The sequence below is a fragment of the Simplicispira piscis genome, assembly GCF_054783455.1.
In genome coordinates, this window is sequence record NZ_BAAGQN010000012.1 from 22,289 (window position 1) to 44,223 (window position 21,935).

The window sequence follows — 21,935 nt, forward strand, 5'->3', positions numbered from 1 at the left end:
GGGACAAAAAGAAGCGGACCCGCACCGATCTGGTGGAGGTCCGCTGTGAGTGGTTGATGGATATGGGGTGCGGGCTCTGGTGCCTGCCTCACCCAACTACTGCTGCACCAGAAACCGCCGACTGCCCGGCTTGGTGAGTGGGTAGGCCTGTGCCAGCTCCGGCCGATCGCTGAGCAACTGAACGGTGTCCAGGGCAGTTCCGTCCTTGCTGCGCTTCCAGGACACTTCCCCTGTGTCAAAGACCGCCCGCGTGGCTTCGCCCATGCGCTGCTGAATGCGTTGCTTGAGTTGGGCTTCCAATGCGGTCTGGGTGGTGATGACGCCCCGCACTGCCAGCAGGTCAGAAAACACCCCCGACATCTCCAGGTCGGTCGAGAGATCCAGCGTGGTGCCACTGTCGCGGGGATAGAGACAACGCAGGGCGAGGTCCGCAGAGTCGGATCCGTCGGCCGGAGGCTCCTGGTCCCGCTCCACATAGCCCCAGAACTGCTGCTCCAACTGGATGAGCTGGGCGATCATCTCGGCGTCCCGTTCGATCCTGAACACCTGCAGTTCCTGCCCGCCCATGAGCACGGCCACATCGGCGGCCTGCTTGCCGGTCACGGCCAACTGGTGCATGACCTGCAGGTGCACATACTCGGGCACGCCATCGCGCCACAGCCTGGCCCCGTTAATGCCTGCCGTCTTGCATTCCAGGATCTGAACATCCGGAGCCCCCATGACCTCGCGGTCGAGGTTCGCGAGCATCCAGGGATGTTCAGGGTGCTGCAGTACCGCATTGACGCGCCGCACCCGATTGCCCGTGCGCCGGGTGTAGTGCGCCGCCACGATGGGTTCGAGCAGCGTGCCCCAGTACATCGGGCTCTGGTCGTCGTTGGGATCGACCACCGGCAGACCGGCATCACGCCCGGTCTTCTCCATCCATAGCTGCAGCTGGGACTTGTAGGGGTGCAGGCCCACGGCAGCGGCGGCATCGGAACTGCCAATACCGCCTTTGCGTACCTTCAGCCAATCGTCGCGCTTGAGGGTGTTGGTCTTGACCAGCTTCAAAGCAGGTCGGGCCTTGGTGGTTGCCGAGGAAGACGGTGCAGAAACGGAATCCGTATGAACAGAAGGTTGAGACATGGTGACTCCTTGAGGTATGGAAACTCCCGCACAACAAAAAGCCCCGGTCCCATTCAAGGGCCGGGGCTTTGCTGCGGAAGGGGTGGAAAGAATGGAAGGAAGGCTCTTGTGCTTCAGCGCTTTGGACCGTTGAACCTGGCATTCACGATGCCAACTGCAGCGCCTGCTCCAGCGCACGTTGCTTGAGCGCGGCACCCTGGCCGAACCAAGCACTGTCGAGCCGGTATTCCTGGCTTCGAGCGCGCCGCTCGTGGTCCACGAATTCGGTAACGGCGCACAGCAAGCCCCAGGCCGTGCCCTTGGCCGCTTGCAGTTCAGCGCCCCGGCCTTGGCCTTCGTACATCGCCTGCACCTTCTTGAGGGCGCGCTCGTTGGTGAGGCCCATGGCCTGGTCGGCATGGGCATCCGTCTGGCACAGCACCTTGAGGAAATAGTTCATGGACTCGTGGCTCTTGACCTTGCGCTCCGAGAGCGTCTTCATGCGGTACATGAAGCTGTCCCACTGGGAGACTGCGATGCCCAATTGCTTCTTCACCGCCTGGGCATCGAAGGTTGTGCTGTGGGGCACCTTGATGGCGCTGGTGGCACCACTGAGGGCAATCGACAGGGTGTTGTTGCAGACCACCCGTATCGTGGTGGGCGTGGCAGTGGTGGCCAGACTGCCGTCGCAGGAGGTGGCTAGCAGCAGATAGCCGTTGACCACATCGTTGCCCTTGAGGGCCGAGGTCTTGCCAGTGCGAGCCAGCGCCCAGAACTTGCGTCCGGCCTTGAGGACACCGGCGGTTTCCAGTTCGTAGCCCGAGACCTCCGTGAGATCCCGGTAGAACTCCAGCACTTCCTTGGGCTGGACCACTTGGTAGCGGCCTGACACCACAGACAAGGGGGCCTTGGTATCGCTGCGGTACAGCACCTTCTGGTCGGGGAACTCCATGGCTTCGCCGTAGAGGTTCGAGCTGTCGTCCGTGGCGAGGTAGCGCACGGGGGTCTCCCGGATGTGCCATTGCATGCCAGCGGCCTGTGCCCAGACGTCGATGGATTGCTTCTTGGGCAGGGCATTGCCCAGTTGGTGCCAAGGGGTCTGGCCGACATGGGCCATGGTTTCGATGAGGTGGGACATGAGGAGGCTTTCGAAATGGAGATTGATAGAGATGGAAAGGGAAATAGAGGAAAGAGCAGCGGCCTCCAGTTGAGGCACCGGGGGAACAGGGTCAGGAACGGGAGGGGCTAGTGAACACCGCCCCGCAGTCCTGGCATTCGCTGTTGCCGAGGTAGTGCGCGTCAACGACATCGCCCAAGCGGCTGCCAGCAACCGAACCCGCCGTGGCGCCGAGCAGGCCGCCCAGCAGGGCGCCAGCGATGCCTCCGAGGGCGATGCCAACGGGGCCAGCAACAGCGCCGAACGAAGCTCCGACCTGGGCACCAGACCACGTGCTGGCAGCGCCGCTGGCCGCTCCGGCGACACCGCCAAGGGTTCTTCCGGCATCGCGACCGACTTGGCGGGTGGTCACGTGGGTGGATTTGCAGATGGGACAAACAGTCATGGAAAGCTCCTTGCGATGTACGCAAAAAAGCCCGGGGCACGAGAACGTGCACCGGGCTTGAGGGTGGGTGTGAGATCAGACCAACGCGAGGCTGGTCAGGGTGGGGTTACCTGGATGGCAATAGGTATATGTGGAACTCAAGGGAATTCAAATGCAGCTGGATACAGCTCTGGGCTGCTTGCAGAGCTGATGGTCAGTGCTGGAATGCGTTTCTTGGCAGAAACTCCACACCTGTACGGTTCACGAGCTCCTGATAGCTGATTGGACGCCCCACTGTCTCACCTTCCCGGTTTTGCTGCCAATGTGCCCAAGCTCGTTGGGTGGTGGCGTCATACACCAGCTTGTAAAGGTAAGTTGGCACCTTCACTCCGTTGGCGCCTATGCGAGGACCTGCATCTGTGAACACCGGCCCCGTGATCACAAACACATCTCCCTTGGCACGTCTCACATAGTGCCGCGTGTCCTGTTCGATCTTGCTCCAGGCGCCACTGTTGTGCTGGGCAATCTGGGGAACCATGTTGGCCAGACTGAAACTTTGGGCCATGGCCGTCGGTGTATGCATGTCTCCGGCAGGCGCCATTTGGCCTCGGCTGTCGCCCGAGTGCTTGTAGTCCTCCAGTTCCGCGCGTTCAGCACTGCGCAAACGCGTGTCTGCAAAGAAGCGTTTGGCCCGCTTTTCATCCGCTTCTTCAATGAGCCTGCGGTTCAAGCGCTGGGCTACATACACGGGCGTCTTGGTCGTGCCTGAGTGCAGCAACGCTGCAATCGCGGCTGGTGGCGTGGTCAGAGTGAAATGGATTCAGTGTTCAGGTGTGTCCGGAATATGCGTAACCCCGATCGGCGCCAGAAAACTCGAGGAATCGTGCAACTCCAGTCTTTCCAGGAGACAGGTCGCAGCTCAAAAGGCGTTCCGCGCAGCGTGCTACCTCCCCCTGCGCGATCCAACAACAATGAGCCCTTCAAAGGCTGCCTGTCCATACGGCAGCCGTCTGAATTACCTCAAAAAACCGCCCGGCAGAGAACCCATCTGGATACAGGGTGTTGTCTGTGCCTGGTTCCGCATGTTCCTCCGCCCCAGGATCAGGAGTGGCATGTCCAGCAAACAGCCCATGCGGGTCATTTAGAAGCCGCATGTCGTCTCGCAGTGCAATCAGCACCTCTTCCAGAGAGACCTTGAGGAAACCTCGGAACAGTTGGTGATCCCACTCGATCGATGTATCAACAATCCAAGCCGTGACCGTGGGCGGGCTGTCCACAAGACCGAGCGCAGCCGTCAATTCCATGTCCCGTCCAAGCGCACGCTGGACAGCGGGGACCTTCCTGCTCAACTGCAGACCTGCCTTTCGCAGCGTAGAAGTTCGATGTGCCCACGCCTCCTTCACTGAGCGGCGTTGGTAGGTTGATTTGAGCTCCAAGACAAACACATGCCCGTCTCGGGCACAAATCAAATCGATTTCCCCTGCGTTGGCATCCTCTGTACCCAGTGCGGGGATCTCGTACCCGACAACCACGTGGAATCCACGCTCTCTGAAAAGAGCTCCGAGCCGTTCTTCAATTCGACGGGTTTCTTCCTTGGCTTCATTTCTTCGGGCACCCAACCGTCGAAGGTTATTGATGACTGCCGCAGAGTTGTTCTGTACAGCCATCATCCAGGGCAGCTGGAGCGAGAGTCGCCCCATTTTGAACAAGGGACGCTCTTGCCAGCGGGGACGCAACGTTGCATCACTTTCGCGCAACTGCTTCGCCATCGCAGCCCAGTCACATGTCATGAAGTCCAGGATTGCCTCTGCAGATCGTGCGGAGCCACTTGGATGCTCTGCCGTAGCCGTCCAAGGCTTAATGCGATCAACTTTGGCCGCTCGATCCGACCAGGTGAGCGGGAAGCGGTTTTGCATGTCGGGCTGAAGCAAGCCGCCAAATGCCAACCGACCCAAGGCGAGAAAAGAATTTCCTGTCTCGGAAAGGTACTGCTGATAGGGCCTGAGGTAGTCTTCAATGAAAAAGGCCGTCATCAGCTCGGTCGCCATCAGCACATGAAAGAGCGCTGCAGATGAGCCCGCGTCTGTTCGCACCTGCTCGGCCATGCCATAGACCTCTTGCAAGCGAAGCCATGTGCCTTTCGCCTTGGCCAGGGCCTGAAGATTGGCCTCAAGGTGCGCAGGACTTACGCGGGCTAGCAGGTCAGGATCGGCAATGACGGCATCCATTCCCCGGTACAACCAGTACTGGTGCAAGAGGTCGAACTTCTTGCCATCTCGACGCCACGCAGTCCGGGCGTCGGCATCCGCCTCGACGATCTCAACGCTATCTCCATTCCGCTCAAATCTAATGGAGTCGTCGTAACTGAAGGCGTCTGCAGATCTATCTTCGAATGCGTTCAGTTCGACCTGCGCGCCCAGTAATTCGAGAAATGCCTGATAACAATCGTGTCGCGGCCTCTCCCCAGACGGGAATAGAAATGGGATCAGATGCTGCCTCATTGACGAGGCGATAGACATTTCAGTCAACTGCACATCGGACGGATCGCAGTTGGAAAGTTTCCAGGCCAATATGTCGTCGATGGCATCCCACGCTTCCCGAGCATCGGGCATCTCCGGTTGGGACCGACCATAGACCAAGTCTGGTATTTGGTGCTCAAAGGCGAAAAGGCTGGCATAAATCAGCAGATCCAGAGGAGCAAGCTCGGACAAGGGCTTTCGAAGACGCTCCACTTCCTCTTGCCGCACTTGATGGGCTTCCCGGAATATGTGAAACACGCGCTTCAGTTCAGCGATCGCTTCATGCTGACTTGTATCGAGCCCGCTGATCTCCAACCAACGCGGTGAATCCTGTCGCATCACAAGGCCAGAGTGGCGAGCAGCCCACACAAGCACGTCGGGAGCAATTTTGGCTACCTGCGCCACGATCTCAGGGAATGCCAACCGGTCTTGGCCAAGGTAACGCGTTAAGGACAAGCCAAGAGGTTCTTGGCGCCAAACATCTGCGGGTAGGTCGTTCAAAAACTCCGAGTTCCAGAAGGCTGTTTGTCGATCTCCGCCACTCCACTTATGCCTACCTTGACCCGCCGGTTTTCCGTCTAGAAATGCTATCGCCGCTTCGTCCGCTGCGGCTGAGATCGTCAAGCCTTTCTCACGGGCCGCTGAAAACAATGTCTCGTAGTAATGCTCGTTCATCACCTCATGCTATCTGGCTGAGATCGCGGTAATCTCAATACGAAGCGAAGAACTGATCAAGAACTACACAGCCCTCGGCACTAGTCCGAAAAAAGAACAGTCGCCGTGCGCTCACTGCCGCAAGTGGGAATCTGGCCAGACTCCCTCTTGCGCGGCGTGGAAGAGACGCATTGCCACAGCGTTCAAACTGGGTGCGTGAAAGCCGGTGGCACTGCCCCACCCTCAGTGAGGGCGGGGGAAAAATCGCCTCCACTACGCTCTCGGCGGCGGCGGTAGGGCTCTCCTTGTGACGATTTATTGCGCTCATCCGCCAGTTCTAACGGGCACTGTCTGTAGGGCCCGACTTCGCTCCAGCGGGCTCTGTCGTCATAGAAGCGCGACAGCTTTCGCGTTGCCTCCATGGCATCTGGTCACTTTTCTGCAGCGCTTACGTGAGTCATGGTTTCGGCCTAGCGCGAGCCGCGCCGAAAATCCCAAGGGGGTACAGCGTTTGGTGCTTGCCAAAGGCCGCGTCTCACAGCTCTCGCCTGCAATTCGGCTTCAGCGTAGAGCTTCCTATCAATCACTGACTGTTCTTTTTCGTACCGCTTGTAGTGCCAGGCCAGCCCGGCCAAAACCATCGCCAAGTTAGCGTCTCTACCGTTGGCAACTACCTTGCCCAGAATGCGTCCATACCTGTCGTGCTTGTCCCATTCAACCAGCACGTGCTTCTCAAATACCAACGCCGCTAGGTATTGTCGAGATTTGTTTCCATAGTCTTGCCGCTTTTCCGGAGCGTCAATTCCTGCCAGCCGAATCTTGTGCTGTACGTTCCGTTCATCGAGCACGGTCACGGTGTCCCCATCGTTGAGCGCTACGACCCGCCCTGCGAGTGTCGCTGCAATAGCTGGATTGGTCGCGAGAAAGAAGACCAATAAAAAGACGTATACGGCGTAAGCCCGGCCTGCCTGGAGAGCGCAACGTTGCGCCACGAGAAGCAACTCTTTCCCATGTTTAACCATCTGAAGCCGCTGCACTATCGACGCACCTCAACCTTGTAGAAATAATTCTCCACCATCAGGCGAGCGCGGTCCGACTGCACTGCGTCCGGAATCAAGCTCTTGAGCTGGACATAGTGTCGGCATTCCGTGGTCTGCGCCTTGCTCCAGTTGAAAACGCCCTGGATTGCAGAAACGAACTTGCTGTATGAATGCGGTTCGGCGAGTGTCGCCGAAAGTCCAGGCAGCCCTTTTGCGTCTGCGTCTCTGTTAGCAGGCCATGCCGGCGTCACAACAACCGAATCCGCGCGAAGCTCAATGGCATAGAGAAACTCCACCTTGCCGCTTTCGTCGGCCCAACAGGGGGGGTAATCACGACCGCCGCGGGCATCGAGGCGCTTCTTTAGGAACGCCACCTGGCCGCGGAGGTCTGAGTTCTCCTTTTGCAAGCCGCCTGGGGTAACCCCACCCTGCGTCATCTGCCCGAAGCTTTTGGCGGCGGCCACAATATCCACAACTGCCTGTTTCTCGGTCAGCGCATTCGGTTCTAAGCCGAGCTTGGACTTCAGTTCCGCTCGAAGTACTTTCGTTGTCGCAATTGCCTGCTTGACCGCATCCAACGAAGACGTTGCGTCGCTTGGGTCGCCTATTTTCCTGGATGGATTTGCTTTCGGTTCGGAAAGTTCTTTTCGAACAGCAGCTTGGAGAGCGAGCGCGTTGGTTACTTCAGATTTGGCGATTTCGGATTTGTCGCCCGCACTCTGCTCAATCAGCTTTTTCAGTTCCGTAAGCGCAGTCAACTTCGCGTCTAAGTCCTCAACCTGCTTTTGAAGCATGTCGCGCTCTTCGCGGAGTTTTTGTGCTTCAACGAGCTTTGTAATCACATCGTCAGGCGAAGCCTTCCCCGCGTTGGCCAACTCGGTCACCAGCGCCGCCCGGGCATTGTCCAAATGCTGCTTCAATACTTCAGCCGAATGAAGCTGCGCCAACGTCTCTTCAGCCCGTTTTCGCTCTTCCTGCTGACTGGGATATCTGGTTGCACGGTGCCGCTGACCAAGCCGAAACGTTGATCAGGATCCCACTACTGGAAAGACTTTTGCACCGCCCTTTGGACTCCACCATCGAGATGCAACTGCCAAACCCACAGCAAGAAGCTACTTGACATCTTTGCGTTGCCAGAGCGCGCTCGCCTCCTGCGGATGAGAGCAGCATTCGCTGAAAGTAGCGCTGGTGATCTGCTCCCCTCCATTTTTCCAGGGGAGTCTGCTTAAAAATCAAGGCTCTCCAGTATTCTCCCTTCATATTGCACAGGAGGGTTTAGCCATGGAGACCTTGGAAGATGACCTGCCATTAGTCAGAACCCGGATGTTGAGGAATTTGCGCGGAGCTAGGAGTGAAGCCGAGTGGGCCGTGGTGCAGGCTGACCTCACGAGGAGCCACCGGTCTGGCGCCTATGTGAACGTGGACGGCGATCAAATTCGGATGATGTTCAAGTCCGGCAGACCTGTCTGGTACGGCACATACATATTCCCAGCGGACCAATTGAACAGCGCCCTGGAACAGGTCGCGACTGAGCTCTCTGCGGGAGGCAACCCGGTCACGAGCTTGGCTACTGTAGTCTCAGGACGATCTGGTTTACTAGGCTTGGCTGAACTCAAGAGAGTTTGGGCTGCCATTAGCCGAGTCATGGAACAAAAACAATGGACATATGGGGCTGTCCACGCGCCGGAGATGGGCGAACAGATCCGCTTGTCTCTGTTGGTGGACTTCCACACCGTTGAGAGGCGGTTAGTTGCAGTTGTATAAGAACGCAGTAGCCACCCCACCACATTGCATGCGACACATTACGTCGCAGCCATCCGGATGATGGATCTCATCGACAAGGAGAGACCACCATCATGGCAAGACGTACCGCCTACAGCTCATGCAATCCAGCCAGTGTTGAACCGATCATCCGTCTGTGGTTGCTGCGGATCCTGGTTCCCCTGGGGGGATATCGCGAATTTGTGAATCAACACAGATTCAATAACGACACTTTGGCAGAAGTGATCGGACTGGCTCACTGGAACAAGCCCGAAGCACGAGATTTCGATCAGAAAGCCGTGCAGTCCGAGCTGCGCCAATTGCACCAGAAGGCGGAGAGGCAGTGGAGCGGGGAGCGTCAGTCAACCTTCCTGCGTCACAACATCGATCAGTTGTCTGGCTTGGTGGGCTTGAGCACTACCGATTGCAAGGTGTTGGAGTTCACGGTGTCCATTCACAACGAGCGTCTTCTCGACGACGCAACTGAATGGCTGGGAGATCTGTCGTCCATCAAAGTCTTTCATGCCTTGTCCATCATTCTTGATCTGCCCGAGCCAGACATTCGCGCCTCGCTGAGTGCCACAGGCATTCTTGCCAGGTCGGGGTTGGTCATGATGGACCGAAGTGGGCGTGGCGCATTGCGCTACAAGCTGGATCTGCTCTCCGAAGGGTTCGCTGACCAGATGGCTGCCTCCAAAGCCGACCCTATCAGCCTGTTGCGCGGCACCGTGTCTGCGGCAGGCCCCGCTCAACTGAGCTTGGCCGACTATGGCCACATCCAGTCCTCCTTGGAGATTCTGTGCCCCTATCTGCGTAATGCAATGGCCACTGGCCGGCGTGGCGTAAACATCTTCCTGCACGGCGCACCAGGAACAGGCAAGAGCCAGCTCGCGCGAGCCTTGGCCAAGGAGATGGGGTATGAGCTGTTTGAAGTCGCCAGCGAAGACGCAGATGGCGACCCGATCAATGGAGAGCATCGTCTGCGAGCCTTTCGTGCCGCTCAGAGTTTCTTCTGCCAACAGCAAGCACTGATCGCGTTCGACGAGGTAGAAGACGTTTTCAACGATGGCAACAGCTTCTTCGGGAGCAAGAGCACCGCCCAGCTGCGCAAGGCCTGGATCAACCGGATGCTGGAGGAGAACCCAGTGCCCACGCTGTGGATGTCAAACTCCATGCGAGGTCTCGACCCCGCTTTCATCCGTCGCTTTGACATGGTGTTTGAGCTGCCCATCCCACCCAAGACGCAGCGCGAACGGATTCTTCAAAGCAGCTGTGGCGATCTGCTCGATGCCAAACGGATTTCCTACATTGCAGAGGCCGAAAGCCTTGCTCCAGCGGTAGTCGCAAAGGCGAGTTCAGTCATTCGATTGATCCGGGACGACCTTGGCCCTCAAAAGACGGCAGCTGCGTTGGAGCGCTTGATCTCCAGCACCATGGAAGCCCAGGGACACGGTCCGCTGCTCTCGCACGATCCAAACAGACTGCCGGACGTGTACGACCCACGCTTCATCCATGCCGATGTGGATCTGGCCGCCGTAGCAGCAGGCCTCGTCGCTGTGCGCTCCGGCAGGCTCTGTCTGTATGGGCCGCCTGGCACCGGAAAGACCGCCTACGGTCGCTGGCTCGCTCAACAGCTCGGCGTTCCTCTGCACGTCAAACGTGCTTCCGATCTGAAATCCAAGTGGCTGGGCGAGAGCGAAAAGAACATCGCCAAAGCCTTCCGCGAAGCGCAAAACGATGGGGCGGTGCTCTTGATCGATGAGGTGGACAGCTTTCTGCAAGATCGACGGGGCGCCCAACACAACTGGGAAGTGAGCGAGGTCAATGAAATGCTGACCCAGATGGAATCGTTCTCTGGCGTGTTTGTGGCTTCGACCAACCTGATGGAAGGGCTGGATCAGGCGGCCCTTCGCCGGTTTGATCTCAAGGTGAAATTCGATTTTCTGCGCGCCGACCAGGCGTGGGAGCTGCTGTCGCGCCACTGCGAAGGACTCGGTCTGCAGCAACCGCTGCCTGAGGAGCAGGCCAGGGTTTCACGACTGGTTTCTCTGACACCAGGCGATTTTGCAGCCGTGGTGCGCCAGCACCGATTCCGGCCCATCACATCTGCTGCCACTCTCATTGCGGCCCTCGAAGCCGAATGTGCGGTGAAACATGGCACGAATCGCGCCATCGGGTTTTTGTGAGCCCTAACCATGGGAGAATTTCATTCAAACAAGAGGGAGTCGGCCTTGCGTGTGCTTTCCAAATCGAAGCTGCTGGCGTTTCGGCAGTGCCCCAAGCGGCTGTGGCTGGAGGTACATCGCCCGGACTTGCGGGAAGACTCCTCGGCCACCCAGGCCAGCTTCACGGTGGGCCACAAAGTTGGCGACATTGCCAGGCAGGTCTATGACCCCAAGGGCAAAGGCGCGCTGATCGATTTCAAAGTGGGAGGCTTCGAAGCAGCCTTTGCGCAGACGCAAGCGCTCTTGCAATCGAACCAGCCGATCTTCGAGGCTGGGTTCCGTGCCAAAGGGGCTCTGGCCTTTGCCGACGTGATGCTGCCAGTCAAACGAGGCGGCAAACGGGCTTGGCGCATGGTGGAGGTGAAATCGTCCACCTCCGTCAAGGACTACCACCGGGACGACGCCGCCGTGCAAGCGTTTCTGGCTCGCTCCTCCGGAGCTCCTCTCGTTGGGATTGCGCTGGCCCACATCGACAGTTCATGGGTCTATCCAGGCGGTGGCGACTACAGCGGGCTGTTGGTCGAGAACGATCTGACCGACGAAGCGTTTTCACGCGGGACCGAGGTGCGCAGCTGGATCGAAGAATCCCACGGGATCGTTGCCAAGAAGAAGGAGCCGCGGGTTTCAACGGGCGAACAGTGCAGCGCTCCCTATGAGTGCGGCTTCTTTTCCTATTGCCAAAGCAAGGAGCCCCAAGCTGAGCAGCCCTTGCATTGGCTGCCAGGAGCCCAAAGCAAAGGGCTGAAAGTACATGTTGAGACCCACGGGCTGTACGAACTGCGCGATGTGCCGGATGCGTTGCTAAATGAAAAGCAGAGGCGCGTGAAGGTGGTCACGCTCACGGGTCAAACGTACTTTGATCAAAAGAGCGCACAGAGTGATCTGGCCCAGCACAAGCTGCCTGCGTATTTCATGGATTTCGAAACTATCCAGTTCGCTATACCGATCTGGAAAGGCACACGCCCCTACCAGCAGATTCCGTTTCAGTTCAGTGTGCATCGCCTCGCGCGTACCGGGAAGCTCGAACAGCAGGCCTTTCTCGATCTCTCGGGCGGTGACCCCTCAAGAGCCTTTGCTGAAGCATTGATCAGTGCGTGCGGTGAGCGTGGTCCCATTTTTGTCTATAACGCTGGCTTTGAGACGGCCCGGATCCGCGATTTGGCGCAACGTTTTCCACGCCTGTCTGCGGCCCTGCTCGCACTGAACGAGCGCGTGGTGGATCTGCTGCCTGTGGCGCGTGAGCACTACTACCATCCAAGCCAGCAAGGGAGCTGGAGTATCAAGGCGCTACTCCCAGCGCTGTGCCCGGACTTGAGCTACGGCGACCTCCACGGTGTCCAGGATGGTGGCATGGCCATGGAGGCATTTCTGGAGGCTATTTCGCCGCAAACCTCGGCGGCACGCGAGGCTGAGATTGAGCACCAACTTCTGGCTTACTGCGCGCTCGACACCTACGCCATGGTTCGCCTTTGGGCCGCGTTCTCCAACTCATCTTTGAAGATTTGACATGGCGAAACGACCCGACACCCTCGAAACGGTCAAGCTGGCCGTCGAACTCCTGCGCCGCATTCCGCGTGGCCGCAAGGTCACTGCCAGCGAACTGCACCAGCAGCTCAAGGATGCTGGGATGGAGCGTGAACTGCGCACCATCCAACGCCAGCTGGAAATGCTCAGCGAGCACTTTGAAATCGAGCGGGACGACCGCAGCAAACCCTATGGCTATCGATGGCTTGAGCAGGCCAAAGCACTGGCCATGCCCAACCTCACGCCACAGGAATCCCTGTTACTGCAATTGGCAGAGGAGCACCTCAAGAACCTCCTTCCGCCCCGACTCATGAAGTCCATGGATGCGTTCTTCAGTCAAGCGAGACGCAATCTGGGCTCGGTGAGCAGTGCACGCCTTGAGCGCGAATGGCCAGAAAAAGTGCGCGTGGTGGCGACGAGCCAGCCTTTGCTGCCTCCCAAAATTGTTGCTGGTGTGTTTGAGGCCGTAAGCGAAGCGCTGTACAGCAATCACTGGCTGCACATTGAATACAAGAACGCAGGCGGCAAACGCACCAGCGCGGACGTGATGCCGCTAGGACTAGTGCAACAGGGATCGCGGCTGTATCTCGTTTGCCGTTTCCAGGGCTTTGACAATGAACGCAACCTGGCACTACATCGCATAGCGGCAGCCGAAGTGTCAACGCTCACCTTCGAGCGGCCCAAGACTTTTGACCTCAAGCGCTATGACGATGACGGGCGTTTTGGGTTCGGTGAGGGCGAAAAGGTGCGTCTAATCTTCCGCATCAAACGCAGCGCGGGGATGCACCTGATGGAGTCTCCTTTGTCCACTGACCAGCAAGTGGTTGAGCACGAAGATGGGCACCTCGAAATTACAGCCACAGTCGTCGATAGCGAAATGCTGGAGTGGTGGCTGAGGGGGTTTGGTAATCAGATCTCTGATGTTCAACGCAACCCAATCGGTGAACACCAGAAAGAACGGGGAAATTCGCTATGAGCGTAGGCTGGTACTTTACTGCCCCTTGGAATCCGATACCTGAACGACGAGGCGACGCGCTCGGCTTTCGTGCGGGGTCGGATTATTTCGCCGATCTCATCGCTCCAGGGATAAGTAATGGGACTTCCGATGGTCGGTGGATAACACTGCTCTCGTGGTGCCTAAAGTGGTCACACATTGCATGGCACCAATCGGGTGGCGGTGACCTTTCTGGGCGGGACGCACAGCGTACTAGATACGCGTGGCTTCGACCTCTAGAGCTTCTTTGGGTGGACCGGACGTTGGCATCCGGACAAACGACGGGGCAGCTCCGGGGACGAAGAAGCGTTGAGCGCTGGCGCAAGTCAGGGCGGAAGTCTGTGAACTTCGATATGAGTGATGACCAGTTTCGCCGCTACAGGCAGGTGGGTACCTACGGCGCCTACCGAGTGATCTTCCGTTCTATTTCAGGATTGACAACAGGCGATGGATGGACACTCACTCAGACCGGGCATCAACTTGCTGACCTTGTAAATAAGTGTCTGCCACGCGAGGTACGTCTCAAGCAAGAGAGCTTTGAAAACGGTACCAAATGGGGTCACTGGGCCGATATGGAGGCGCGATTTTGGGTGGAACATGGGTGGTCGTCTGCGGTAGAGAGGGCTGACCGGAAGAACAATTACCACATGCTGCCCACCCCCGATGACGCAAATGATGAGGTGCTGCCTGAGGAAGAGCGCAGCTTGCTTGAACTTGTGTTGTTCAGCGCAGATTCCACGCGGCGGGTCACCGCAGAGGTGTTGGCTGGGGCCAAAGACGTGAAATCGCATGCCGAACTTTGCGACATTTTGGCGAGCTCAAGCAGGCTTGCTGCAAAGATCGCGCCTGCTTCGCTCGCTCCGCTACCCGCTTTCACTCGCCTTGCTGACGCTGCAATGGATGTTATGCGTACGCTCTGGAATGAGATCAATCAGGACACCGAAGATCAAGCCCCGACTTTCGAAAAGCTCACTCGCTTAGATGCACTTCCAAAAAAGTTCAAGCTACTCAACGACGCGAGTCGGGTGTGGCTAGCAGTCGCCGATCGAAAAGCCTTCCCTCATGAACGAGTTGCTACGCAGCTTGCGCAGGCCCAGCTGAATGCAGGTTCGCTGACTGATCAGATAAAAGCGTTGACGAAACATCATCATGAACATGGCGGTGGACGCCTATGGTTTCACGAAAAGGCTGGAAAGGTTGAACCTCTAGTCCCAGCCACGGGTGTTGCTGCGAGTGACTACCGTTTCAGACTGCGCTCTATCTGCTTATTGGCCGCTCAATGTGGCGTTGGAAACATGGATCGTGCATTGATAGCCGCGCGGCAAGCGTTCGAAGAAAATACCAAGGGAGATTTGGCGTGAGTGCGCCAGATTGGAGAGAAGTCCTTCCTCGTCCGCCGCTCAGAGGCCGTCTGAAGGAGGCGTGGATGACCAGTTTCGAGCCGCCAGACGCAGGGCTCCTAGTTGAGCACCTGCTTCCCTCTCTGCTTGGTCTCAATCGCTTGTTCTCGCAGGAAATGCAAGAGCGGACTTTGTTCTTCGGGGAGCTCAGCACGGAGTTAGAAGCCCTTCATGGACGCCTGAACGTCATTTCTTCCCCAGCACGAGAAGAACGAGATGTGTGTCAGTACCCCTGGCTTTGGCGATATGTGAGCCACTTCACAGTTGGTGCGAACTCGCGTGCTGTGCAGCATGCGAAGCTTTGGGCATTCCATTGGCAAGTTGACGGAGCCGAAGTGCTGGAGCTTCACGTGTCGTCGACGAACCTCACGGCATCAGCGTTCAAGGGGCAGGTCCAGGCAGGCTGGAGAGCGATATTGGATCTGTGTCACCCTCCCTCAGAGGGACGCAGAAGAACGTGGAGCAATCTCGTGCCATTTCTTGATGCGCTGGGTGTTTCTGCTGGCACAGTCGCATCTGATCGCGTCCAACGTCTCGTCAGACTTCTGGGCTGCGTCCAATGTCCTGCGGAGACTACGTTTATCGCTAGCATCCCCGGCACCACGAGTGCAGCCCGCCAACTCAAGCAGTTCGAACCGTCACAGATGCACATGTTGGCGCCAACCATCGGCGAGTGGAATGATGGGACATTGATGAACTGGTCTAAAGACGTGGGAGTCGATCCCAGCAAGTTGCGTCTCAAGTGGATTCCCGAAGGACACTCTTGGGCGAACCCCAACTGGTGGTCGCTTTCCAAGTCTGCACTAAAGGTGTTAGCCAACCGGAGCGTCAGACTTGATTGTTTGCAGCCAAAGCCACGTTTTATCGCGGAGCATCAAGATGGTGATAACCGCTGGAGCCATGCCAAGTTGTACCTGATTGTCAGCCGAAGGAGGCGCTATCTGCTCGTGACGTCGGCGAACTGGAGTGCCTCCGCCTGGGGCGCTGGAAAATTGCCGCCGAGAAATTTTGAGCTGGGCGTTGTGTTCGAGACGAACTGGAGAGGCTTGGAAGATGTCGGCCAAAAGTTTGTGGCAAGCTCCGTCCCCTATTGCAGTTGCACAGAACCAAGAACTTCTGATGATCCTCAACTTCAATGGGTTGAGGCGACGTGGGACGGAAAACACATTGAGCTGCATGCACGCAGCGCCGACGACACTACGTTGATCGATGCCACTATCAGGTTCTCAGACGGCACTCAGAAGCAAATCTCGGTCATAGGCAGATTTGCCATTTGCCCCTGGAATGATGCCCAGCGTACGCCTATTGTGGTCCGGTTCACTCAGGCGTATGACGCCCTAGAAGCTGATGTCATAGACCTTCGGGTACCGTCCGAGTTCTCTAAAACGTCGCTGCCAGAAATCGATCCAGACCTTGCGACCGCATTGCGCGAGGCGTTCCTACTTCAGCGTTATGGAGGGCCGGTCGTGGATGTTGATTCCATCCCCGGTCTCAACAGTGCGTCTAGACCCGTTGTAGCAGCACCCTCTGCAGACTACTCAGTGCAGGAATGGGTGGACGCTCGGGCCGCATTTCGTGTCATTGATCGATGGTGCCATGCGCTAGATGAGGCGAAGGCTGAGCTGACTTTGCTTGATCGCGTCCGTTGGGATGGTCAGGAACTCTGCAGACTATACGCACGGCGCGAGGGCCCAGCTGCTGGCCTTGTGGTTGAGGAGCTCGGCTGGCGAATTGAGGAGGAAGCCTGATGAATGATTTCCAGATCGACGCTCGCCGGTGGCGCTTCCTCGGGAACCCGGATCGCTATATCGAGCAGGGATCTGGTGACTTGCAAGTCGAGCCGCTGAGACGGCAGTTCAACACTGCCAGTGAGATTCTCGCGCGCCTCGCTGACGGCCGTGGAGTGATCCTCGCCGATGATGTCGGACTCGGCAAGACCACTGTCGGTGCACTCGTTGCATGGGTCCTTGCTTGTCAGGGCAAGCGGGTTCGTATCTACGCGCCGAACGATATCTTGCGCCGGCGCTGGGCTGAGGAGCTAGAGCGTCATGTACCTATGCTGCAAAAGCGCGGTGGAGATTACAAGGATGTCCATACGAAAAGAATCAAGCAAGGAATCGTAGCCCGGCTAGATGCTGGTCAGATCCAGGTCGCCACCCATCACACCTTGATTAAGCTTAAAGAAGACAAGGAATCGAAGCGACATGCCAAGCCGGACAACGGCTCAAAAGCACCATGCGGAGCCCCTGATTGCGACCTGATGATTATTGACGAAGCTCACCGTGCCAAAGGTGAGGGCAGCGCGTTCAACGAAGCTCTTCATAAACTTGGTTCCCGCGCAAAACGGAAGCTGATCCTCACTGCAACGCCCTTCAGCATTCGACTTGCCGAGTTGGAACAGCTCCTCCAGTTCGTGGGCGCAACGGAATTCAAAGCGGTCACACACTACGCCGCCGATCTGAAACGCCTCTACACACTTGGCAATGGACACGACGTCGCAGCCGAATCCAAGCGTCTCGTCGACGCTGCGAAAGCCGCGATCGACCAGCTACAGCTATCCCTGATACGCCACGGGATCGACGATCTCTCAGAAGCTGAACGAAAGCACTTCGGTGACGTCGCGGCCACGCCCTGGGATATCGCCACACCACCAGCGTCGTCAGAAGACATCCAATTGTTGTTGCGAATGGACCGCCTACTTCAAATCGCACCTGCGCGGAGAGGGGCGCGGCGCAACGATCCCCGCTTCCACATTGGCTGGCAGCATGTTGAAACCGAGGTCAAACGAGTGGCAGAGCGATGCACCGATCGAGGCAACCAGATCGCGCTTCGCCATATCGAAGAGGCTCAGAGAGCGCTTACTGCGCGACGCACCACAGCACATCCAAAGGTCGCAGCGGTAAGCGACGCAATTCGACCGGTACTCGACGCGGGTGAAAAAGTGCTGGTGTTTTGTCACCACCGCGCTACGGCGGCCGAGCTTCTTGCAGCGCTGGAGCGATCCTCAAAGGCCAAGGATGTTGTCCAAGGTGGTCCGCCCGAGTTCGTATGGCGAGCTGCTTGGAAGCAATTGTCCGAGGATGAAAAATGGAAGCAGCTTGGATTGAGACATGACGATACCGACCTCATAAAGAAACGCGAGAGAAACAAAAACCTCATTCGTCCAATTCTTGACTGGTTTTGTACTCCGGGTCTGCGGGCCCAGATCAGTAGCTGGATTGATGATCCGGCGTCCTCCGCCGAAGCTCTCGCAAAACAGCTCTCAGACATTCGCCCGCGCAACGCAAAGGAGGGCACTCCGTCGATACTTCAGTCAGCGACGAGCTTGGTGAAGGTACTGCTCGACGAGCAATCTACATCGACGCGCAAGCTGCTGACGAACATCAGCTCGGGAGCACGGACTTTCGCCGGTACGGCATCTCACCTTCCGGGAAGGCTTGATGAAGGTTTTCGTGTGATGGGGTCGTGGAGCCATGACGGACATAGTGATGCACCCGCAACTCTCTACACAAGAACGCCTGATGTAGTTATCGCTCTCTTCAATAGTCCGTTCGGGCCAGATGTTCTCGTCGCAACTGACCGACTCAGCGAGGGCGTTGATTTGCACCGTTGGTGCCGACATCTCATCCACTACGAACTCGATCCCAGTCCTGTACGCACCCTGCAGCGCAATGGCCGGGTTCGAAGAGTTGGGTCATGGGCGGCCATCTCAAAGCAGCCACTCAAATACGCATACCCAACTTTTGGTGGCACACGCGACGAGAAGGCTGTTGCCATCATGAGGCAGCGAATCGATGCCTTCGGGATGCTGCTCGGCGGCGTACCCTCCCTGGATGCTGATGAAGATGTTGGTGATCCGAGCTTCGCGAACGCTGTACTACGGCATGCTGGAAGGAAGCTCAAAGAGCTCAACAGGAGGCTTGTTGTCAGCTGAAAAACGTTCGTCAATAGTGGCGAAGCAATCCAATTTTTGTGATACCTCCACGCCACATTCACACTCAATTCTTCTTGATTAAATCAGCTATCCCAGCGTACTTCGAATTTTTCAATTCAGCACTAACTGGAGCTGTCGAGCAATAAACCGCCCAGGCATCCATCAACTCACGCCGTTTCGCCAACTGCGTGCTGCGCGCATATGCGGCCTCCGCCTTATCTTTAAGTTGATGAGCAAGTGCGTTTTCGATTACCTCTTTAGGAAAGTGTGTCGTATCACCAGCCCAGTCGCGAAAACTGGAGCGAAAGCCGTGCACCGTGATGTCTTTTTGACCCATCCTTCGGAGAATCGAGGTGAGCGTCATATCGGACAACGGTTTGTTTTCCTTTGTGGCGCTTGGAAATATTAGTTCGCAACCTTCCAGTTTTGGAAGGTTGCGAAGCAGATCTTGTGCAGACTTGGAAAGTGGGACCGTGTGCTCCTTGCCCGCTTTCATTCGCCCCGCTGGTATGACCCACTCTTTGCGGTCAATATCGATTTCGGACCAGGTTGCCATCCGAACCTCACCAGAGCGAGCGGCGGTCAGAATCGCAAATTCCAGGGCTTTGACCCCCAGACCCTCTTTCGCGCGGAGTTCCACCATGAAGGATGGCAATAACTGATATGCCAGGGCGCTAAAGTGCTCTACCTTGGCAATCTTCGATGGCTTTGCAAGAAGAGTGTCTAAGTGCCCCCGCCAGCGTGCTGGGTTGTCACCCTGCCGGTACTTACTGGTGGTGGCCCAAGCCAGAACCGTTTCAATACGACCTCGCAAGCGGGCTGCCGTCTCTGTCTTGGTGGTCCAAATGGGTTGCAGGCACTTCACCACCAGATCGGTATCAATCGAGTTCACCGGTAGCTTGCCCATCAATGGGTAGGCATAGGTTTCCAGTGTGCTCATCCACTGCGCAATGTGCTTGGGATTCTTCCATTCATGGCGCTTGGCCTCAATGCAGGCCGTCGCGCATTCCTCGAACGTCATTTCACGGGCCTTTACCAGGCGGCGCTCGTTCACTTGGGCACGCCGTACGGAAACAGGATCCACCGGCTCTGTTGGATGATGAACCTGCTGCCTAGCCTGAAGCGCCAACTTCCTGGCTTCCGAGAGCCCGACTGCGGCAAGACTACCCAGTCCCATGTTTCGACGCTTGCCATCAGCGCCCGTGTACCGAAAAACCCAGGATCGGGAAGTACCTCGGACAAACAAGTACAGCCCCCCGCCGTCTCCGTGCCAACCATCCTTCAGTTTGTTTAGAACAATTGCCGGCAGTTTGCCGGGCGTGTGCGATCCCACAATGAGCCCTCTGTATACCAATTTCGATAATTTTTAGTATACCTTTTTGTATGCCTTTTTAGTTTGGATAGCGCAAGGTTTTATTGGACGCCAATGGACAATCAATGCAGAACAAATCCATACATTTCAATGACTTACAGCATCCCACCGATCACTACTGGACGCCCTTGGATATGGCGGAGGTAGACGCCCTCTCCGCCAGTTTTCTATATAAATCAACAACTTAGGCGATTTGTAGGATTCTGACCCACATAAAAACCCACATTAAATTGTTGGTTCAAGATCTGACTACAGGATCTAGGTGGCGCACACTGCGCTAAGAACCTGTTCAAAGTCTTTTTAGCAGTAGCGCCAAGAACATCAAGTGGATGAATTGCAAGCTGGAGTTGAGCAGCCTCTCGCAGTTCTTCCACAGCCGCCTGTTCTTCTCCCACCACGCAAAGCTGCGCTCAACCACCCAGCGTTGAGCATCACCTTGAAGGTATGTGACTCGCTGCGCTTGACTATCTGCACGCTGACGTGTCCGCCCAGTATGTCTTGCACACCCTGGGCAAACGGCTTGCCTACATTTTTAAATCAAGAAGTTACGCGGCAGGCTTCACAACCTGCGTCAGCACCTGGGAAATTGAACTCAAACCAGGATAAATGGCATGCTCATCAACAAGCAACTGAGGCTCAGACAACATGACTGCTTGTGTGAGGATCATTGATTAAATGTGTGGTGGCACGCTAGGCACTTGTAGTTGTCAAGCACGTGTTCATCTACTGTCTTCCCTGCAGCAGCACCTGCGGCCATTCCAATCGCGCCGCCGCCCAACCCGGCGGCAATTGCGCCGGCAATTGCACCAATAGTTGCACCTGAAATCGCACCCACAGGGCCAGCAAGCGCGCCAATCAAGGCACCAGCCTCGCCTCCAGCTGCTGCGCCTGCCAATGCTCCAGCAGCACCGCCGGCAGCTCCGCCAGCACCACCAACGACAGCGCCTACACGCTTGCCGTAGTTTCGAACATCAACTCGGCCAGATTGACAGTTTGGGCAAACAGGTGTCATCAACATCTTTCTAACAAAGGGGCATGGACAAGACGCGGGGAGAGGCGCTCGCAGGGCTTGTGATAGCTCACCAATCAACGGAATGTCGGTTGAACGTATCCGGGAGCCAAGCTCGTGCTCGCACCGTAGATTGACAAAGGATCACGAAGCCAAAGGTGAAAAACTTCGGGGTCCAAGCGGTGATCTGGCGAGCAATCTACCGCCCAAAGTTTGAGTAAGTAACCCACATTCGCAGCGCGAGCAGCGACCCGAAAAACGCCATCTGGCATGTCGTAATCCAGTCGGACGACACTCTCTCGTTTGTGGTTCGGGTGTGGCACAAGCTCCAGGTTGATGATCCGACTCCACTGCACGTCTGAAGCAGAGCGTTCGTGTGGCTCGATCTTGCTGTCGTCAAGCACTTCAGCAGACAGGATCCGTCTCAGAACGAAATCTAAAAACTGCTTCTTGTTGCGGTCAAAAGCTCGGGCGTGCCAACGAACACGGTTGCTGACCAATGCAAAAGGGACGATGTCACGTTGCATTTCGCCACTCGTGATGGAGACATAAGTGATTCGCAGCGCTTTGTGCTGATGAATTGCGCGGGCGACGGCCGCGAGAATGTCCACGCGTGGCAATGCCAGCTCCGATGGTTGCTCGCACGGCAATAGTTCCCTTTTTACCCCACCCCCCCCATAGGCGGCCCCCTCAGAAAGCGCAGCTAGAACACTAGAAACCGAGTGCTCGTGCCAAGGGGCGAATTGCGAAGTTGGTCTGTAGACCTTGCGGGGGTCCAGGATCAGGTTGCCTGGTGCAAGCGCTATGTACTGAGCGATAGCACGGGTTGCAACTGCAGGAGATATGCCGAAACGATCG

The 21,935-nt window shown here is 57.0% G+C and carries 14 protein-coding genes and 3 pseudogenes; 6 read left to right on the plus strand and 11 right to left on the minus strand.

Translation table 11 applies throughout. The features are described 5' to 3' along the window. Positions 1–96: 96 nt before the first annotated feature. The 7 genes and pseudogenes from ACYVOC_RS07290 to ACYVOC_RS07320 form a co-directional block, all read right to left on the minus strand. Positions 97–1,125, minus strand: coding sequence for a YqaJ viral recombinase family nuclease (locus ACYVOC_RS07290; protein WP_461161329.1), 1,029 nt, complete (start codon positions 1,123–1,125; stop codon positions 97–99). Positions 1,126–1,267: 142 nt separating this feature from the next. Continuing rightward, entirely contained in the window at positions 1,268–2,242 is a 975-nt protein-coding gene (locus ACYVOC_RS07295; RefSeq protein WP_461161330.1) for a DUF932 domain-containing protein, read from the minus strand. Between the two features lie 91 nt (positions 2,243–2,333). After that, on the minus strand, positions 2,334–2,666 hold the full coding sequence (locus ACYVOC_RS07300; RefSeq protein ID WP_461161331.1) for a hypothetical protein: 333 nt from the start codon (positions 2,664–2,666) through the stop codon (positions 2,334–2,336). A gap of 193 nt (positions 2,667–2,859) precedes the next feature. After that, a pseudogene (locus ACYVOC_RS07305) lies at positions 2,860–3,426 on the minus strand (DNA/RNA non-specific endonuclease); the annotation flags it as partial. A 199-nt stretch (positions 3,427–3,625) separates the two neighbouring features. Next, the gene (locus ACYVOC_RS07310; protein ID WP_461161332.1) at positions 3,626–5,839 is read right to left on the minus strand and encodes a hypothetical protein; all 2,214 of its coding nucleotides are present in this window, start codon (positions 5,837–5,839) and stop codon (positions 3,626–3,628) included. Between the two features lie 449 nt (positions 5,840–6,288). After that, positions 6,289–6,855 (minus strand): thermonuclease family protein, encoded by a 567-nt coding sequence (locus tag ACYVOC_RS07315; protein WP_233559311.1) that lies wholly within the window; start codon positions 6,853–6,855, stop codon positions 6,289–6,291. Beyond that, a complete protein-coding gene (locus tag ACYVOC_RS07320) occupies positions 6,855–7,805 on the minus strand; it encodes a hypothetical protein (protein WP_461161333.1) in 951 nt (316 codons plus the stop codon). The genes ACYVOC_RS07315 and ACYVOC_RS07320 overlap by 1 nt, the downstream gene beginning before the upstream one ends. Positions 7,806–8,714: 909 nt before the next feature. Here ACYVOC_RS07320 and ACYVOC_RS07325 point away from each other — a divergent pair. From ACYVOC_RS07325 to ACYVOC_RS07350, 6 genes are all read left to right on the plus strand, one after another. Beyond that, a complete protein-coding gene (locus ACYVOC_RS07325; RefSeq protein WP_461161334.1) occupies positions 8,715–10,805 on the plus strand; it encodes an AAA family ATPase in 2,091 nt (696 codons plus the stop codon). A 282-nt stretch (positions 10,806–11,087) separates the two neighbouring features. Beyond that, complete coding sequence (locus ACYVOC_RS07330) at positions 11,088–12,350, plus strand: DUF2779 domain-containing protein (protein WP_461161335.1); 1,263 nt, start codon at positions 11,088–11,090, stop codon at positions 12,348–12,350. Position 12,351: 1 nt separating this feature from the next. Beyond that, positions 12,352–13,344, plus strand: a complete 993-nt coding sequence (locus ACYVOC_RS07335) for a helix-turn-helix transcriptional regulator (RefSeq protein ID WP_121506792.1) — start codon at positions 12,352–12,354, stop codon at positions 13,342–13,344. A 371-nt stretch (positions 13,345–13,715) separates the two neighbouring features. After that, positions 13,716–14,723: a hypothetical protein gene (locus tag ACYVOC_RS07340; protein WP_461161336.1), complete on the plus strand. Its 1,008-nt coding sequence runs from the start codon at positions 13,716–13,718 to the stop codon at positions 14,721–14,723. A 65-nt stretch (positions 14,724–14,788) separates the two neighbouring features. Then, positions 14,789–16,510, plus strand: coding sequence for a hypothetical protein (locus ACYVOC_RS07345; RefSeq protein ID WP_461161337.1), 1,722 nt, complete (start codon positions 14,789–14,791; stop codon positions 16,508–16,510). Next, positions 16,510–18,696, plus strand: a complete 2,187-nt coding sequence (locus ACYVOC_RS07350) for an SNF2-related protein (RefSeq protein ID WP_461161338.1) — start codon at positions 16,510–16,512, stop codon at positions 18,694–18,696. The genes ACYVOC_RS07345 and ACYVOC_RS07350 overlap by 1 nt, the downstream gene beginning before the upstream one ends. 64 nt (positions 18,697–18,760) lie before the next feature. On the opposite strand, the gene ACYVOC_RS07355 is transcribed toward ACYVOC_RS07350, so the two are convergent. From ACYVOC_RS07355 to ACYVOC_RS07370, 4 genes and pseudogenes are all read right to left on the minus strand, one after another. Next, positions 18,761–19,750: a tyrosine-type recombinase/integrase gene (locus tag ACYVOC_RS07355; RefSeq protein ID WP_461161340.1), complete on the minus strand. Its 990-nt coding sequence runs from the start codon at positions 19,748–19,750 to the stop codon at positions 18,761–18,763. 42 nt (positions 19,751–19,792) lie between these two features. Beyond that, a pseudogene (locus ACYVOC_RS07360) lies at positions 19,793–20,029 on the minus strand (Arm DNA-binding domain-containing protein); the annotation flags it as partial. A gap of 328 nt (positions 20,030–20,357) precedes the next feature. Beyond that, positions 20,358–20,549, minus strand: a pseudogene (locus ACYVOC_RS07365) (transposase); the annotation flags it as partial. Between the two features lie 605 nt (positions 20,550–21,154). Next, the coding region (locus ACYVOC_RS07370; RefSeq protein WP_461161339.1) for a WYL domain-containing protein at positions 21,155–21,935 on the minus strand (781 nt) is incomplete at its 5' end.